At 50.0% G+C, this 16,530-nt stretch carries 13 protein-coding genes; all 13 read left to right on the forward strand.

What is annotated here, in order from left to right:
• Positions 1 to 68 precede the first annotated feature (68 nt).
• Entirely contained in the window at positions 69 to 977 is a 909-nt protein-coding gene (locus tag BN3279_RS15025; protein WP_059051996.1) for an oxidoreductase, read from the forward strand.
• 202 nt (positions 978 to 1,179) lie between these two features.
• Positions 1,180 to 2,298, forward strand: a complete 1,119-nt coding sequence (locus tag BN3279_RS15030) for an amidohydrolase/deacetylase family metallohydrolase (RefSeq protein ID WP_059051997.1) — start codon at positions 1,180 to 1,182, stop codon at positions 2,296 to 2,298.
• Entirely contained in the window at positions 2,264 to 3,370 is a 1,107-nt protein-coding gene (locus BN3279_RS15035) for a DgaE family pyridoxal phosphate-dependent ammonia lyase (protein ID WP_059051998.1), read from the forward strand. Before BN3279_RS15030 ends, BN3279_RS15035 begins: the two co-directional genes overlap by 35 nt.
• A gap of 1 nt (position 3,371) precedes the next feature.
• Positions 3,372 to 4,127: a 2-dehydro-3-deoxy-phosphogluconate aldolase gene (dagF, locus tag BN3279_RS15040; protein ID WP_059051999.1), complete on the forward strand. Its 756-nt coding sequence runs from the start codon at positions 3,372 to 3,374 to the stop codon at positions 4,125 to 4,127.
• Complete coding sequence (locus BN3279_RS15045) at positions 4,120 to 5,139, forward strand: sugar kinase (protein WP_059052000.1); 1,020 nt, start codon at positions 4,120 to 4,122, stop codon at positions 5,137 to 5,139. The genes dagF and BN3279_RS15045 overlap by 8 nt, the downstream gene beginning before the upstream one ends.
• An 11-nt stretch (positions 5,140 to 5,150) precedes the next feature.
• On the forward strand, positions 5,151 to 5,864 hold the full coding sequence (locus tag BN3279_RS15050; protein WP_059052001.1) for a GntR family transcriptional regulator: 714 nt from the start codon (positions 5,151 to 5,153) through the stop codon (positions 5,862 to 5,864).
• 265 nt (positions 5,865 to 6,129) lie between these two features.
• Positions 6,130 to 7,146, forward strand: a complete 1,017-nt coding sequence (locus BN3279_RS15055; protein ID WP_059052002.1) for a glycoside hydrolase family 130 protein — start codon at positions 6,130 to 6,132, stop codon at positions 7,144 to 7,146.
• A 353-nt stretch (positions 7,147 to 7,499) separates the two neighbouring features.
• The gene (locus BN3279_RS15060) at positions 7,500 to 8,816 is read left to right on the forward strand and encodes an extracellular solute-binding protein (RefSeq protein WP_059052003.1); all 1,317 of its coding nucleotides are present in this window, start codon (positions 7,500 to 7,502) and stop codon (positions 8,814 to 8,816) included.
• A 121-nt stretch (positions 8,817 to 8,937) separates the two neighbouring features.
• Complete coding sequence (locus tag BN3279_RS15065) at positions 8,938 to 9,813, forward strand: carbohydrate ABC transporter permease (RefSeq protein WP_059052004.1); 876 nt, start codon at positions 8,938 to 8,940, stop codon at positions 9,811 to 9,813.
• A 17-nt stretch (positions 9,814 to 9,830) separates the two neighbouring features.
• Positions 9,831 to 10,661, forward strand: coding sequence for a carbohydrate ABC transporter permease (locus BN3279_RS15070; RefSeq protein WP_059052005.1), 831 nt, complete (start codon positions 9,831 to 9,833; stop codon positions 10,659 to 10,661).
• Between the two features lie 105 nt (positions 10,662 to 10,766).
• The gene (locus BN3279_RS15075; protein WP_059052006.1) at positions 10,767 to 12,569 is read left to right on the forward strand and encodes a cache domain-containing sensor histidine kinase; all 1,803 of its coding nucleotides are present in this window, start codon (positions 10,767 to 10,769) and stop codon (positions 12,567 to 12,569) included.
• Complete coding sequence (locus BN3279_RS15080; RefSeq protein WP_059052007.1) at positions 12,559 to 14,175, forward strand: response regulator transcription factor; 1,617 nt, start codon at positions 12,559 to 12,561, stop codon at positions 14,173 to 14,175. The genes BN3279_RS15075 and BN3279_RS15080 overlap by 11 nt, the downstream gene beginning before the upstream one ends.
• 36 nt (positions 14,176 to 14,211) lie before the next feature.
• Entirely contained in the window at positions 14,212 to 16,515 is a 2,304-nt protein-coding gene (locus BN3279_RS15085) for a glycoside hydrolase family 3 N-terminal domain-containing protein (protein WP_059052008.1), read from the forward strand.
• The last annotated feature ends 15 nt before the right edge of the window (positions 16,516 to 16,530 follow it).

A 16,530-nucleotide genomic window follows, 5' to 3' on the forward strand; every position in this document is an offset into this window, starting at 1 on the left:
AATCCTTTCCCGCCCGGTATACAATTGTACATAACTTAAATTCATTAAATTTGAATAAGGAGAAGATTATGGGGAAGAGAACATGGACATATGATCACATTCCCGGCCAAAACGGGCGGGTCGTTCTGATTACGGGAGCCAATTCCGGGCTGGGATATCAGGAAGCGCTTATGATGGCCCAAAAGGGAGCAGAGGTCATCCTGGCAGGTCGTGACAGCAAAAAGATGAATGCGGCTTTGAAAGCGATCGCCCAGCAAGCTCCTGGCGCAAAGCTATCTTTGGTTATGCTGGATTTAGCTGATCTGAATTCTGTAGCCAAATGTGCACAAGAAGTTCAACGGAATTTTAAGCGTCTTGATTTGCTTATCAATAACGCCGGTGTAATGATTCCCCCATTTTCCCACACCAAACAGGGTTTTGAGCTTCAGTTTGGAACAAACCATTTGGGTCATTTTGCCCTAACAGGTCAACTGCTCCCACTCTTATTGCAAACGCCCGGCTCACGCATTGCCTCCATGTCGAGCTTGGCTGGCGTGGCAGGATCAATTAACTTGAACGATCTTAATTATGAACGTCGACGTTATATCAAAATGCTCGCCTATGGACAGAGCAAGCTTGCCAACCTGATGTTTACCCACGGGCTCGCTAATCGGTTAAAGGTTATGGGTTCCGGTACGATCGCGGTTGCTGCACACCCTGGCGGCTCTCCGACAAATTTGCAGCAGAATGGAGGCTTCTTCTTCCGGCGGATATTAACTCCCTTAACCTCCCATCCCCCATCCCAAGGCGCTCTCCCCATTCTTCGCGCAGCTTGTGATCCTGAGGCGGCCAACGGCTCTTTTTGGGCACCCTCCGGGTTGTTTGGCTTAACTGGAGCGCCTGCGGAAGTAAAAATGCCATCCAGAGCAGTGAATAAAGCTCAATGTGATCGGCTATGGGAAATCAGTGAAGAGGCGACGGGGATCTTCTATCCATAAAGGGGACAAGGGGAATACGTAACCAGCTAATGCCTATCAGGCGTTAGCTGGTTTTTGCGCGTGGCTCCTATTGATCTCTGTTCAGTGCAAATTTTTACCCCTAAAACATTATAACGTTATATTTACTCTGGCGTTTAATCATGTTATGCTGAACTCGATTCAACAAATACAGCTTTATATCCAAAAAAGAGGCGAACCTAAAATGGAAGAAAGATACGTTCTTCGTCGGCTCCAGCGGGTAAGCGGAGAAGAAATCGACATTGTGGTGGAAGACGGCAAAATTGTGCAGATTACCGGTGCCGGGCAAGCGCAAGGGGAAGTGAAGTGGGATGGAAATGCTCAGCCTGCTTACGTGTCCAGCGGGTGGATCGATATGCATGTCCATGCCTTTCCGGAGTTTGATCCCTATGGCGATGAAATTGATGAAATCGGTGTCAAGCAAGGCGTAGCTACCATTGTGGATGCGGGAAGCTGCGGCGCGGACCGGATCGGTGATCTGGTAGCCAGCGGGAAGCAAGCAGATACGAATTTGCTGGCCTTTTTGAATATCTCCCGTATTGGTCTTAAACGTATCGATGAACTGTCCGAGCTGTCGTGGATTGACCGGGAAGAAGTGAAGCGTGCGATCTCAAATCACCGTGATTCCATCATTGGACTGAAGGCAAGAATTAGCCAAAGCGTGGTGAAGGGGAACGGAACAGAGCCGCTCAGAATAGCACGGGGACTTTCGGAAGAGACGGGGCTGCCCTTAATGGTTCATATTGGTTCGGCGCCGCCGGATATTCGGGACGTCATTCCGCTATTAGAGCGCAAGGACGTAATCACCCATTATCTCAACGGAAAAGTTAATAATCTGTTCGACGGTTCAGGTGAGCCGCTGCAAGTGTTGACCGAAGCCATAAGCCGGGGCGTTCATCTGGATGTGGGCCACGGAACGGCGAGCTTTTCCTTCCGCGTGGCAGAGGCTGCCAAGGGGCATGGGATACACCCCGATACGATCAGCACTGATATTTATCGGGGCAACCGGATGAACGGTCCGGTATACAGCATGTCAAGCGTACTCAGCAAGTTCCTGTATCTTGGCTATTCGCTGGAAGAGGTGATCGCTGCGGTGACCTCGCGTGCGGCAAGCTGGCTGGGCAAGGAAGAATTAGGCCGGATTCAGATCGGTGACCCTGCGAATTTGACACTGTTTGCCGTCAAGGAGCAGGCCACCGAGCTAGTGGATTCCGAAGGAGAGAAGCGGACTGCAGACCGCTGCATAGAAGCCAAAGGAGTGATTGTTCATGGGAAATTCATTGAATGCGAAGTACGGGCTTAAGCGGGTCATCAATGCCAGTGGGCGAATGAGCATCTTGGGAGTGTCCGCACCAAGCGACAGCGTCATGGATGCGATGAAGCAAGGTGGACAGAGCTATGTGGAAATCGCTGACCTGGTCGATAAGGCCGGGGATTATGTGGCCAAGCATACCGGCTCGGAAGCGGCAGTGATTGTGAACTCGGCTTCCAGCGGTATCGCCCTGTCGGTTGCGGCCATCGTGACCAAGGGGGAGCGTAGAAGAAGTCTGCGCCTTCATCAGGAAGTCATAGAGCAGAATGAAATTATTATCTTGAAGGGTCATAATGTGCAATATGGTGCACCGATTGAGACAATGGTCTATCTTGGCGGCGGGAAGTTGGTTGAAGTCGGGTATGCCAATGAAGGTCGAGCCGAGCATATTGAGGATGCAATCGGAAGTAAAACAGCAGCGATCTTGTACGTTAAGTCTCATCATGCCGTACAGAAGAACATGATTTCTGTGGAAGAAGCTTGGGAGGTAGCACAGCGCAATCAGATTCCGATGATTGTGGATGCTGCCGCCGAAGAGGACTTGCAGAAGTATGTCAAATATTCCGATCTGGCCATTTACAGCGGCTCGAAGGCGATTGAAGGTCCGACCTCGGGGATCGTGGCCGGGAAGCGCGAGCAGGTCGAATGGGTGAAGGTACAGCTTCATGGGATCGGACGCAGTATGAAGGTCGGGAAGGAGACCTCCTTCGGTCTGCTGCAGGCCTTAGACGAGTACGCTGTGAAGCAGGATAACAGCGCAAGGGAGAAGGCAGCGCTGCAGGATGTTCTGGTGCCGCTGGGCGAGCTTCCGGGCATCAAGGTATCCATCGTGCAGGATGAAGCGGGCCGCGCCATTTACCGGGCACGGATACAGGTGAATGCCGAGCAGGCGGGCATGAATGCCAAGGAGATGGTCCATGCGCTGCAAAATGGGGACATTGCTATTTATACACGTGATTATGGTGTGAGACAGGGCTTCTTCGATATCGATCCGCGTCCACTGCTGGGCGATGATATCGAGGTTATTGCTGCAAAAATACGAGAACTCGCAGGAGGAAACTAATATGTCGCAAATCGCAAAGAGATTTTACAAGAAACGGGTTGCCCTGAATGTATTGGCCAAGGATATTGCCAATGCCAAGGAAGTCTTTGAAGCAGCAGAAGGATATGTACTGGTCGGCGTGCTGTCCAAGGACTATGCTACCGTTGAAGAAGCGGTAACAGCAATGAAGGCTTATGGTCAGGAGATTGATGATGCGGTATCCATCGGACTGGGTGCGGGAGATAACCGTCAAGCAGCCGTGGTGGCGGAGATTGCCAAGCACTATCCAGGCAGCCACATTAACCAGGTCTTCCCGGCTGTGGGTGCGACCCGCGCCAACCTTGGAGCGAAGGATAGCTGGATTAACAGCTTGGTGTCCCCGACTGGACAGGTTGGTTATGTAAATATCTCGACAGGCCCTGTAAGTGCGGCAGAAGAGCAGAAAGCCATCGTTCCTGTTGAAGCAGCGATTGCGCTTGTTCGCGACATGGGCGGGAATGCCTTGAAGTATTTCCCGATGAAAGGCCTTAGCCGTGAAGATGAGTTGCGTGCCGTAGCAGCCGCTTGTGCCAAAGCTGATTTTGCCCTGGAGCCAACCGGTGGCATTGATCTCGATAATTTCGAAGCTGTGCTGCGCATTGCCTTGGAAGCGGGAGTTCCGCAAGTGATTCCACATGTGTACACTTCGATTATTGATTCGAGTACAGGCAAAACCCGTACCGAGGATGTAGTGTTGCTGACCAAAATTATGAAGAAGCTGGCGGATTATTATGCCTAAGCAGATTGCGGCATTTGGCGAAGTGATGATGCGGATGCAGGTGCCGGGATATGAAACGCTGGCACAGGCGGATACGCTAAAATATTCCTTTTCCGGCTCGGGGGTCAACGTCGTGTCAGCCTTGTCGCGTTATGGACATGCGGCGGCATTGATTACCCGCTTGCCGGATACCCCGCTCGGGGCCGCGGCCGCAACCTACTTGCGCAAGCTGGGCATTGCTACGGACCGTATTGCCAGCGGTGGCAAATATCTGGGCATGTATTTCCTGGAGAACGGCTTTGGAGTACGGGCCAGCCGCGTCACTTATACCAACCGCCTGGAGAGCAGCTTTAATACAGCACCGGCGGAGGCTTACAATTTCGAGCAAATAGCCTCTGGGCTGGCGGCTGTTCACTTCTGCGGTATTACACTGGCGATGAATGACAGTGTGCGCGCACAGATGAAGGCTCTTGCGAAGCAGGTCAAGCAGCAGGGCGGGAAAGTCATCTTTGATTGCAATTACCGTCCGTCTCTGTGGGGAGAGGGCGGGTATACGAAGGCCAGACCTCATATGGAAGAAATGCTCCATTTGGCCGACATTGTACTGATGAACGAGAAGGATGCGTTATTTACCCTGGGCATGCCTACGGAGCATCATGAACGTGAGCAGCAGCTTAAGGAACTGATTCCTGCGGTTGCCAAGAAATATAATATTACTGCGATTGCCGGAACACACCGTGAAATTAATGGAGACAACACTCATTCACTGCGCGGATTTCTTTACAAGGACGGATTGTGGGCCTTCTCGGAACGCTTAACCTTTTCTGTCTATGATAGAATAGGGGCAGGAGACGCTTTTGCTAGCGGAATTATCCATGGAGAGTTGGAGGGCTTTGCACCGGAACGGACGGTGCGGTTTGCGGCTGCTGCGGGGATGCTCGCACATACGGTGCCTGGGGATACGCCTATGGCAACGGAGGCTGAAATCGTACGGACGATGGAGCAGACCTCTGCCGGTGATGTGGAAAGGTAGGGAGCAGGATCGTGAGTTTATCCCGCAAAGATAGACCGTTGTATTTGCAGATTAAGAGCATTTTGAAGGAACGGATTTTGTACGGCGTGTACCCGTTAGGTACCAACATTCCTTCGGAGCCCCAACTGGAGCAGGAGTTCAAGGTGAGCAAGATTACGGTTCGCGGCGCGATTCAGGAGCTCGTTCAAGAGGGGCTTCTGGAGAAGGGCAGCGGTAAGGGAACCAAGGTCATCCGCAATAAAGCCGCCTCCAAATGGTCCAAGTGGAAGCATTTTACCGAAATTCTGGTTGAGGATGGCCACCGTATTCGGAAGGAATGGCTAAGTGCCACGGTCGTTTGGACGGAAGAAGGCTCCGAGGCCCATCAGCTATTTGGAGATCGCTGTATGAAGCTGGAACGGGTTTATTATCTTGGCGATGCCCCATACATTTATTATGATCATTACGTGATCCTGGCTGGAAAAGAGTGGGAGCTGAGCGATGTGCGCGAGTCGTCGTTATATGAGCTGCTGGAGGAGCAGGGAATTTCTCCGGAGAAGCTGCGCGATGAATTTGCTGTATCCATACCGCCTGATAAGGTGAAGCAGATTTTATGCCTTTCAGATGCAACTCCTGTTCTGAAGAGGTCCCGCTACTCTCGGGATGCGCAAGGGCAGGTCGTCGAATACAGCATTGGTTACTACAACACGGAACTGCAAAATTATGTCGTCGACTATGATGCGTAAGGGGTACTTTTTTTGAGTAAAAAGTGAAGGCTGTTCGGGCAGGGATAATCCTGCTTCCGAAGAGCCTTTTTAATGGTAAGTTTCTTTGAATTTACGCGTCGTGTCAGGCTTTTCGCTTCTTATGGCTCAGGATTATGGGGGGGGCGAAAAACCATCAGCAATATTCAGATGTTTTCTAAACTTTAAGGGATATTTCATCCTGGAAGTCAAGGCTATAATAACATTAATAGAAGGAATAAAGGGCTTACATGAGGAGGCAGAAGAGATGAAAATTACAAGACATCCGGAGAACCCCATTGTAGTACCCGGTGGATATGAGTGGAGAATGGTGACCGTATTTAACCCGGCCGTCATTCTGGATAATGATAAATTCTATATGATCGAGCGGACGGCGGGTTCACTAACCCCTTGCAAGAACTATCTGGGCTTGCTGGAGAGCGAGGACGGAGTACACTTCACGCATGTGAAGGACGAGCCGATCGTGACCCCGGACATGCTGGGCTTCCCGTATGGCAGCGTACAGGACCCGCGTATCGTCAAGATTGATGATACGTATTACCTGAACTACGCGCTGCGTCCTTGCGCGATGAGCTATTACCCGACCGGCCGGGGCGTACCGGAGCGTTCGATCCCGGAATATCCGGACGGCTGGGGAGAAGAGGAAGGGCACTGGCTGACCCGCTCGTCGATTTTGTCCTCGAAGAACCTGATTGATTGGGAATTTGTCGCCGATACGACGCCGCTGGACATCAACGACCGGGACAACATCCTGTTCCCGGAGAAGATCAACGGGAAGTTCGTGCTGCTGCGCCGTCCAGAGGAATACATCGGCGAGGAGTATGGCACGGAGAAGGCCGCGATGTGGATCACGTACTCGGAAGACCTGATTCACTGGGAAGAGCCGAAGCTGCTGGCGAAGGCAGAGAATATGACGTGGGAATCGCGGAAGATCGGGGGATCCACCCCGCCGATTAAGACGGACCGGGGCTGGCTGGTGTTGTACCACGGGGTGGATGATGAGATCGTGTACCGGGTAGGGGCGATGCTGCTGGATTTGGAGAATCCGGAGAAAGTGATTGCACGAACGCATAACTTCATCATGGAGCCGGAGACGTACTATGAGAAGTTTGGCTATCAAATTCCCAACGTCGTGTTCCCGACAGGGAATGTAGTGAAGGACGGTCTGCTCTATATCTACTACGGGGTGACTGATACCGCGATTGCGTTGGCCACTGTACCGGTGGAAGAATTGGTCGACCACATTCTGAAAGATTCGAACTAATCCCTGATCATCTAAAACGTGATGAACAAGCTACAGTAGATTTCTGATTGTTCATCACGTTTTTGTACAGAGCATTTAGGAAGCGCTTACTAATAAACCGAAGCGATAGCAGTTGACTAGATCAATCAGCCTACTGAATTATTGTGTTATAATATATAACATTTAAAGTATTGTTTTTGACTAAAAACATTAAAATTACCTATATTTTTTGGACAAAATCGTAGGAAATTGGGATATGGGGGAAGATGACGACCATTTATAATAAGTAATATGACAGATGAAGATATATAAACAATCATATTCTGTTATTTAATTGAAGAGGAATGAAAAAACAAAAGAAAGAGGGTTGTACAATGAAAACAAGAAACAGAAGTAGAAAAACGTTAATGCTTGGTTTGCTTGCTGCGTTAACCTTGTTTGTTGCGGCATGTGGCAGCAACAACACCGATAGTACCAGCGGTGCTGGTGATTCCGGTGCGAGTCAAACCATTACATTAAATATGATGCACCCTTGGACTACACCGAATGTTGATAACGAGATATACAAGGAGCGGATTGCCGAATTTGAGAAGCAGCATCCGAACATTGTTATCAAGCAGGACGGAGTGCCGTCTGCGCAATACAAGACGAAGTTACGTACGCTGGCAGCAGCTAACAATCTCGCCGATATCAATGTCATTTGGCCTGGTGCGGATCTGGAACCGCTCGTAGCCGGAGATTTACTTCAGCCAATCAATAATTTAATGGACAATTGGGGAACTATTTTGCCGGAATATGCTTTAAGCGGATTCAATGTGGATGGTCAACAGTACGCCATTCCAACAAAGCAAAATTTTGTTGATATCATTTATTACAATAAAGAGATGTTTGCTCAGGTTGGTTATGACAAGTTCCCGGAGACCTATGATGAATTTATTGATGTAATCACTAAATTGAAAGAAGCGGGAATTACCCCTATCTCCTTAGGGAACAAGGAGCAGTGGCCTCTCCAATCGACCTACGTTTCGGGTATCGGAGATCGGTTTACAGGAAGCGACTTTTTGCCGGCTGTCCTCGAGGGCAAGGCTAAGTTTACAGATCCTGAGTTTGTGAAGGCGCTGGCTGTAATTGATGAACTGACAAAGCTTGGAGCCTTTAATACAGATGCTAATAATATGGATTCGGTACAAAGTCAGGATTATCTGATTCAAGGTAAGGCAGCTATGCATATTTCCTCGGCCACAGTAGACGGACGCATTCGTATGAACAATGAAGAAGGAGATAAGTATGGCATCGCTCTCTTCCCGAGCGTAGAAGGTGGGAAGGGCGATCCGAAGAAGAGCTCGGGTATTATGCAGTTTGGGATTGGCATTAAGAGTGGGCTCGATGAGCAGAAATTGCAGGCAGCCGAAGAATTCCTTAAGTTCTTTGTAAGTGAGGACCTGTACAAGGAACTTGCCCGTAATGGTGTGGTTGTACCGGCAAAAATTGAAGTTCCTGAGGATGCTAGCCCATACCTGAAGGAAATGTTAGCCCTCACCAGTGGTGGCATGTCTCCTGTATTTGATGCTTTGATTCCAACTCAGGTGGTCGACGTACTGCAAAATGGTTTGCAGGCGATGATGATGGGACGTACAACTCCTGAAAAACTGGCTGAGGATGTGCAAAAAGCATTGGACGATATGAACTAAATAGCAACAAAACGAAAGAACAGCACGGCTTCAAAATCGATGTTGGATAGAAAACCCGAGCCTCGGGTTTTCTTCTTTCATCGGGTGTGAAGCAAGAACTGACATGAAGGAGGCCCCTGATATGCATACGCTGCGTGGAGCGAAGCTGGCGATTTTTATCGGTTTACTGCCAGCCTTGATCATTTACCTGGGGATCGCAATCGTTCCCATCGGCTTGTCAATCTATTACTCTCTGATGGACTGGAGCGGCATCGGAGCGATGGAGTTTATAGGATTTAGAAATTATTCACGAATTTTAACGGATGATATCTTTTGGCTGTCCGTCAAGAATAACGTCATTATTATGATTACGGGTCTGGTGGGGCAAATCCCGCTGGGTCTGCTGCTGGCGCTTTTGCTGAATCGCGGGCTTAAAGGCTCCGGATTTTTCCGTACCGTTGGATTTATGCCGGTCGTTATCTCTTCCGTCATGGTGTCGTTGATTTGGGGGATGATTTATAATACCGAATACGGCATGCTAAATAACTTGCTGGGTGTTTTCGGGCTTGAGAGCTGGCAGCAAAATTGGCTTGGTGATTATCGTTTTTCCATGCTATCCATAAGTATCGCCTACATTTGGCAAAACTGCGGTTTGTATATGGTCATCTTTCTGGCTGCTCTCCAGAACATACCGGGAGAAGTGAACGAGGCCGCTGAACTGGATGGGGCTACGGGGTTAAAACGAACCCTCTACATTACAATTCCGATGATTCGCAGCACTTTAATGGTCGGCATTGTATACAGCATTAGTAACTCATTCCGGGTGTTTGACCTCATTCAAATTTTGACAGGCGGAGGTCCGGCTCATCAGTCCGAGGTAATGACCATCTATATGTACAATGGTGCCTTTATGAATATGCGCTTCGGCTATGGTAGTGCGGTATCTGTACTAATTCTGTTGTTTAGTCTGGTTGTCATTTCATTGATCAATCGTTTGGGGAGAGAAAAAGATGCTTAAGGAGGTGGGATTACATCATGAATAATAAGTCGCTTGGTTTTCGCGTATTTGCCTATGTATTTTTGAGTTTGTTGGCTATCTTGAATATAGTTCCACTATTCTGGATGGTAGTTAATTCCTTCAAAACCGAGCAGGAATATGCCCGTAACCCCTTCTCTTTCCCTGAAACCCTACAATTCTCCAATTACGCAGAGGCGTGGAAAATTGCCAATATGAATGTTTACTTTCTGAACAGCTTATTAGTTACCTTTGCAGCTTTGATTATTACTGTTCTGCTCGGGGCGTTGTCTTCCTACTTTCTATCACGGTTTCAGTTCAAGCTTCGAGGACTGACCTACGGCCTGTTTCTACTCGGGATGCTGGTACCCATTCATGCTACCCTGATTCCTATTTTCTTAATTATGCAAAAGCTAGGTTTCCTTGATACCCACTTAGCTCTCATTCTTCCCTACACTGCCTTCCACCTGTCCTTGACAATCATCATCCTGGAAGGATTTATGCGAGGTTTTCCCAAGGATCTTGAAGAATCGGGTGTGATGGATGGTGCGGGAATTTACCGAATTTTCTGGTCGATTATATTGCCGATAACAAGACCGGCCATGGCCACCGTCATCATTCTAAATTTCATATATAATTGGAATGAGTACCTGTTTGCATTAGTGCTGGTAAGTTCATCGGATCTCAAGACATTACCGCTGGGCTTGGCGAACTTTGTCGGCATCGAAACGGCGAATCTGACTTTGCAAATGTCGGCGTTAACAATGGCTCTTATTCCTATCATTATCTTCTATTTACTCCTGCAAAAGCAGCTTGTAACAGGTATGACAGCAGGAGCGGTAAAAGGGTAAAATTTAATCTGCGCCGTCTGTAAGCCATCCTCAAGAATAAGAGGGTGGCACACAGGCGGTCCATTTGCATTAGAGAGGTAGACGTACGACGGAGGAGATGGCAGGATGACCTATTACAGAAAGGCGTTTGGTGGAATTGGCTTGAAGCGTAAGGCGCTTATCATCTTTCTGTTGTTTGTCATTTTGCCAACGATTGGCGTTGGAGTGGTGGTGCAACATCAATTTAATGTCATTTTCAGAGATCAATTCATTAACTCTACCAAGCGTAATCTGGATAATGTGGCAAATCAACTTGGCGAGCAAAACAAGATGGTGGAGGATATGGCCAATTATTTGATTCTCAGTCCGGATATGCGTAATTTTCTGAGGCCCTCTCCACCGCTTACCAGCGAGCACAGAGCGAATTATAAAAATAATATCGAGGGTTTTCTGAGCTTTCATTTGATGTCCAAGGGATATATTCGTTCCATTGAGGTGGTGGGGTATAACGGCAGCTATATTCAAATGGGTGAGCCGTTTAACGGAGATGAGCTGAAATGGCAACAGGCTGCCAAGGAGCGGAAGGGCGGGATCGTCTGGACCAATAGCTATTCTTTGCACAGTGACTGGAATGGCGATGTGCGTGTATTGTCGATGTTTCGAGTCCTTAACTCTTATAGTCAGGTCACGACACCGCTGGGACAGTTAATTATTCGCCTGGATGAAGCAAGCATTGTGAAGCTGCTGGAGAAGGGGATTTTCAAAGAAGGCACAGGGAATGTGTTCATTGTAGGCTCGGGAGGACAAATCATACTGGGATCGGCAGGACCCTTAGTGGAGGGGACTTTACAATCCGATGAGTTCAGGAACCACTTGCTATCTCTTGGAGGAAGCTTCACCTATAAGGCGAATCAAACTCCGCAGCTCATCGTATATCAGCAAGTGGAGAATTCGGATTGGAAGATCATCGCTGCTATTCCGGAGTCGGAGGTGGCTGCGGAATTTCGCGGGGTCAAGCTGACGATGCTCTTCATCCTGATCGCCATTCTGTTACTTGGGCTCACTGCCTTGATCGGCTTTCACTATACTATTATTCGTCCGATTTTACGATTGAAGAAGGAGACGAATCGAGTGGCCAATGGGGATTTCAATGCCTATGTCCCCGTTGGATCAAGCGACGAGATTGCCGAGTTGAACCGGAAATTTAATGAGATGGTCCAGACCATTCGGGAATTGATCGAGCACAAATATAAGCTGGAGCTTCGTGAACGGGAATCGGAATTGAAGCTGATGCAAAATCAGATGGACCCTCATTTTCTCTATAATACGCTAGATATGATTCGCTGGACCGCTCGTCTGGAGAAGGCAGAACGAACAAGTCAGTTAATTGAGATGTTGTCGAAATTTTTCCGTTCCAGCCTGGGTACGGGCAGTTACGAAACGACATTACGCAAGGAATTGGAATTCGCTCGTTCCTACCTGTACTTGCAGCAGCATCGGCTTGGAGTGAAGCGGTTCAGATATGCGCTTTATGTGGAGTCGGGTCTGGAGGAAGCCGCGATGCTCAAGGCGACGATTCAGCCGCTGGTGGAGAATTTCGTCAAGCACGGACTGCACCAAAAAAATGTGCAAAATGAAGTGGTAGTACGTTGCTATAGTACGGGGGATGAGGTTTGGGTTGATGTAATTGACAACGGTCACGGTATGGCCCCGGAGCGGGTGAAGAAGATTCGTATGGCGATGGAGCAGCGGCGAACGAATCTGGTCAGACAAGGGGCCATGCTTAACATTCATGACAGGTTGTCCATATTTTTTGGAGCAGATTATGGATTGCAAGTGGTGGAGACTACGAACAAGGGAACCTGGATACGTCTTCGCATTCCCTTCAGAGAGGCCAATCATTTGGGAGGTGAACGCAATGCGAATTAAAATGCTCATTGTTGATGATGAAGCTGTGATTCGTGAGGGGTTGCGCTATACTATTAATTGGGCCGAGTGTGGGGTCGAAGTGGTTGGCGAGGCTTCTGATGGCAGAGAGGCGTTGTTGCTGGTCGAGAAGTATGATGTCGACCTGGTACTGTCCGATATTCGAATGGACGGAATGGGCGGACTGGAGCTTGCCGAACAGCTTCAATTGCATCATCCTCATGTGAAGGTTGTCATGATCAGTGGTTATGAGGATTTTGGCTATGCCCGTCAGGCCATCCGTTTGGGGGTCAATGATTACCTGCTCAAGCCGGTAGATATCGAAGAGCTTACTACTGTTGTAAGTGGAATTGTAACGGGAATCCGGGAAAAGGTTAGGCAAAAAGCTGAGCGTGAAATTCTATCATGGCTATCTGGTGTTGCTCGTCATGGTTCTGCTTATGGACAGGAGCCGCCAACTTCGCTGGCCGGCGTTCAATATAGAATTCTAGCTACCCAAATTGCCGATTTCCGCGAACGCTTCGCTGGCATGGATGCTGAGTCCTATGAGGATCTGCAACAGGCTTGGGTTGATGGCTTGCAACGTCGCTTGAAGCAGCGCCTCTCTCAGGCCATCTCTGTCTTCGATCATGAAAACCTCTTGATTACCTTAATGGTTGCGGATGAACCGCTGGATTCTTCATTATGGGATAGCTTGATGGGTCAATCCATAGAGGCTCTGGCTCCAGCAGAAGCAGGCCTTATCTTTGGCGGTGCCTCGGCGATTTACAGTCACCTGGAGGACACTGCGCAGCGATGTGCAGAGGCTGGGAAATTGCTTGAACTACAAGTGCTGGGCAAGTGTCAGGTCATTACATTACGGGATTACACAGAGGTTATGACTGAACGCAAGCTTGCAGGACTGGATGTAGCTTCCATTATGAAAAAGCTCGTCTCAGCCTTATTCAAGCAGGATCGCCAGGAGGTACAGACCATCGTTGCTGAGATGTTCCGTTTCTTCCGTGACTCAGGTTATCTACTGCCGGAAATATGGAAGATTTATGAGGAGGCCTTCGCCCTGCTTCGCCAACGCTTGCGTCAAAGTGGGATGACAGGGCTTGATTACGGTCATCCCGGACAGCCGGACCCGAATATTTATAATTCCTATGCCGGCCTGGAGGCTGTGGTCATGGAGGACATGCAGGCCTTGCAGCAGTTGATTGACAAGACGGGGATGGACAAATCCTACTGGGTCGTAGAGAAGGCCAAGAAATTTATCGTCGATCACTACCGTACCGACCTGAAGGCTTCTGAAGTTGCTGCCTGGTTGAAGATTACGCCGAGTTATTTTAGTTATATTTTCAAGCAAAGTACTGGCAGAGGGTTTACGGAATATATGAACGAAATGAGAATTGAACAGGCTAAAGACCTGCTGGCCACGACCCATGACAAGGTGTTCGAGATTGCTGATAAAGTCGGCTATAAGGAATACAAGTATTTCGTCTCTGTCTTCAAGCTGCACACAGGCATGACCCCGAAGGAGTATCGGGGGCTGCGTGTCGGTAAGGATACGGCTCCGGAGGGCACGGAAATGCAAGAACGTCATTATCATCAGAAGACAAATGAATAATCACGTAAAGTATCGACATACGGGAGGAAACAGCACATGGAGAAATACAAACAATCATCTGCTCCTTTGGAGGAGCGGATTGCAGATTTGCTGGAACGCATGACGATTGCAGAAAAGGTAGGACAGCTTAACCAACGGATGTATGGTTGGGATGCCTACGTTCGTCAAGGTGAACACTTCGAATTGACTGACGCATTCAAGGACGAGGTGGCCCGTGGGGGCGGGATGGGAGCCTTGTACGGCTTGTTCCGCAGTGATCCCTGGTCCGGAGTCAACTATACCAACGGTTTTACGGCCAAGGAGAGTGCCAAGGCGTCAAATGAAGTGCAGCGCTATGTGCTTGAACATACAAGGCTGGGTATTCCTGTGCTGTTAACCGAGGAGTGTCCGCATGGACACCAGGCGCTGGATGGCACCTTGCTGCCCGTCAATCTGGGCGCAGGCGCAACCTGGAATCCGGAATTGATGAAGCAGGCCTACGGCATGATGGCCGCAGAAATTCGCAGCCGCGGTGCACATATCGGTCTGGTATCTGCGCTTGATATGCTGCAAGAGCCACGTTGGGGCCGTTCAGAGGAATGCTTTAGCGAAGACCCATATCTGGCCTCGCAGTTTGCCGAAGCTGCGGTGCGCGGTATGCAAGGAGACGATCCACAGCATTTGGCCGGGACGGATAAGCTGGCAGTCGTCCTGAAGCATCTATGTGCTCAAGGGGCTGCCCAGGGAGGCCGTAATGCGGGTCCGGCTGCCATTGGACAGCGTGAGCTGCGGGAGATCCATCTGCCTGCTGCAAGGGCCGGGGCTTTGGCTGGTGCTGCGGGCTTTATGGCCGCCTACAACGAGATTGATGGCGTGCCATGCCACGCTAACCCGGATTTGCTGACGGGCATTCTGCGTGAAGAATGGGGATTTGATGGCATTGTCATGGCCGATGGGCAGGCTGTGGATCGCCTATTAACGTTGACTGGCAGCTATGAGGCTGCGGCGGCGCTGGCCTTGAAGTCCGGCGTGGACCTCAGCCTGTGGGATACGGCCTTCTCAACGCTGGAAGAGGCGGTGAAGCAGGGCTTAGTCAAGGAAGCGGATCTGGACCGTGCCGTGGCACGTGTCTTGCGCCTTAAATTCCGGTTGGGCTTATTCGACCAGCCGTATGTTTCCGAGTCTGGCTCAGCGGCCAGAAGACCGGAATATCAAGCGGTTAATCTGCAAATTGCCAGAGAATCGCTGGTATTGCTCAAGAATGAAGCAAGCTTGCTGCCGCTCGCATCTTCACCTCGCCGTATTGCGGTTATAGGTCCAAATGCGGATCGTCTATACAATCAATTGGGCGATTATACCAGCGTACAGCCGGAGGGGAGTGGGACGACGGTGCTGCAAGGCATTCGCTCATTAGCTCCGCAAGGCACGGAAATCGTACACGCGCTTGGCTGCGGCATTCGCGATCTGTCTACATCGGGCATCGCGGAAGCGGTGGAAGCCGCGAAGGGAGCCGATGTTGCAGTCCTGGTATTGGGCGGAAGCAGTGCGCGCCAGTTCGGCGGCGACTTCGACAGCAACGGTGCAGCGATTCTCTCCGAAGGGAGTCCTTCGGAGATGGATTGTGGCGAAGGCGTGGACCTGGCCGACTTATCGCTTGGCGGCGTTCAACGCGAGTTGGCCGCAGCGGTAGCCGCTACCGGCACGCCGGTTGTCGCTGTCATTATTCAGGGTCGGCCGCATGCGCTAACCGACATTGAGGAGCTTTGTGGTGCTATCCTCTGTGCCTGGTATCCAGGTACGGAGGGGGGACGGGCAGTGGCTGAAGTTCTGTTCGGACAAGAGCAGCCAAGTGGCAAGCTGCCAGTCTCGTTGCCACGTTCTTCGGCACAATTGCCGGTTTACTACAACCAGAAGACGCCATCGCGGCCACGTGTATACGTCGATATGCCGTCGGCGGCATTGTATCCATTTGGCTTCGGCTTGAGCTACACGGATTTCGCCTATACGAACCTGTCCTTGTCGCGTACCGCGATATCTGCGGGAGAGCTGGAAGGCGATGAAGCAGTAACCGTTCGCGTAGAAGTGCAGAATACCGGTGCTGTGATCGGTACGGAAACGGCCCAGTTGTATATTCAGGCTACCGAGTCCGGAATTACCCGGCGCTTTGCTGAATTGAAGGGTTTTGCCAAAGTGACGCTTGAGCCAGGGGAACGGCGGACAGTCGAGTTTACCTTGGGCCGGGAGGAACTGGGGATTTGGAACCGGGAGATGAACTTTAAGGCTGAGCCATGCAAGGTAAGCGTGCAGGTCGGCGGGAACAGCCGGGATACAATATCTGTAGAGTTGAACGTAACAGCTTAAGACATAGACAAACGC

This window comes from Paenibacillus senegalimassiliensis (genome assembly GCF_001486585.1).
GTDB lineage: Bacteria > Bacillota > Bacilli > Paenibacillales > Paenibacillaceae > Fontibacillus > Fontibacillus senegalimassiliensis.

Excerpts from the sequence above, each read along its gene's own strand:
- BN3279_RS15025 (WP_059051996.1), top strand. The coding sequence starts at position 69 with ATGGGGAAGAGAACATGGACATATGATCACATTCCCGGCCAAAACGGG.
- BN3279_RS15060 (WP_059052003.1), top strand. The coding sequence starts at position 7,500 with ATGAAAACAAGAAACAGAAGTAGAAAAACGTTAATGCTTGGTTTGCTT.
- BN3279_RS15045 (WP_059052000.1), top strand. The coding sequence starts at position 4,120 with ATGCCTAAGCAGATTGCGGCATTTGGCGAAGTGATGATGCGGATGCAG.
- BN3279_RS15070 (WP_059052005.1), top strand. The coding sequence starts at position 9,831 with ATGAATAATAAGTCGCTTGGTTTTCGCGTATTTGCCTATGTATTTTTG.
- BN3279_RS15035 (WP_059051998.1), top strand. The coding sequence starts at position 2,264 with ATGGGAAATTCATTGAATGCGAAGTACGGGCTTAAGCGGGTCATCAAT.
- dagF (WP_059051999.1), top strand. The coding sequence starts at position 3,372 with ATGTCGCAAATCGCAAAGAGATTTTACAAGAAACGGGTTGCCCTGAAT.
- BN3279_RS15085 (WP_059052008.1), top strand. The coding sequence starts at position 14,212 with ATGGAGAAATACAAACAATCATCTGCTCCTTTGGAGGAGCGGATTGCA.
- BN3279_RS15080 (WP_059052007.1), top strand. The coding sequence starts at position 12,559 with ATGCGAATTAAAATGCTCATTGTTGATGATGAAGCTGTGATTCGTGAG.
- BN3279_RS15055 (WP_059052002.1), top strand. The coding sequence starts at position 6,130 with ATGAAAATTACAAGACATCCGGAGAACCCCATTGTAGTACCCGGTGGA.
- BN3279_RS15030 (WP_059051997.1), top strand. The coding sequence starts at position 1,180 with ATGGAAGAAAGATACGTTCTTCGTCGGCTCCAGCGGGTAAGCGGAGAA.
- BN3279_RS15065 (WP_059052004.1), top strand. The coding sequence starts at position 8,938 with ATGCATACGCTGCGTGGAGCGAAGCTGGCGATTTTTATCGGTTTACTG.
- BN3279_RS15075 (WP_059052006.1), top strand. The coding sequence starts at position 10,767 with ATGACCTATTACAGAAAGGCGTTTGGTGGAATTGGCTTGAAGCGTAAG.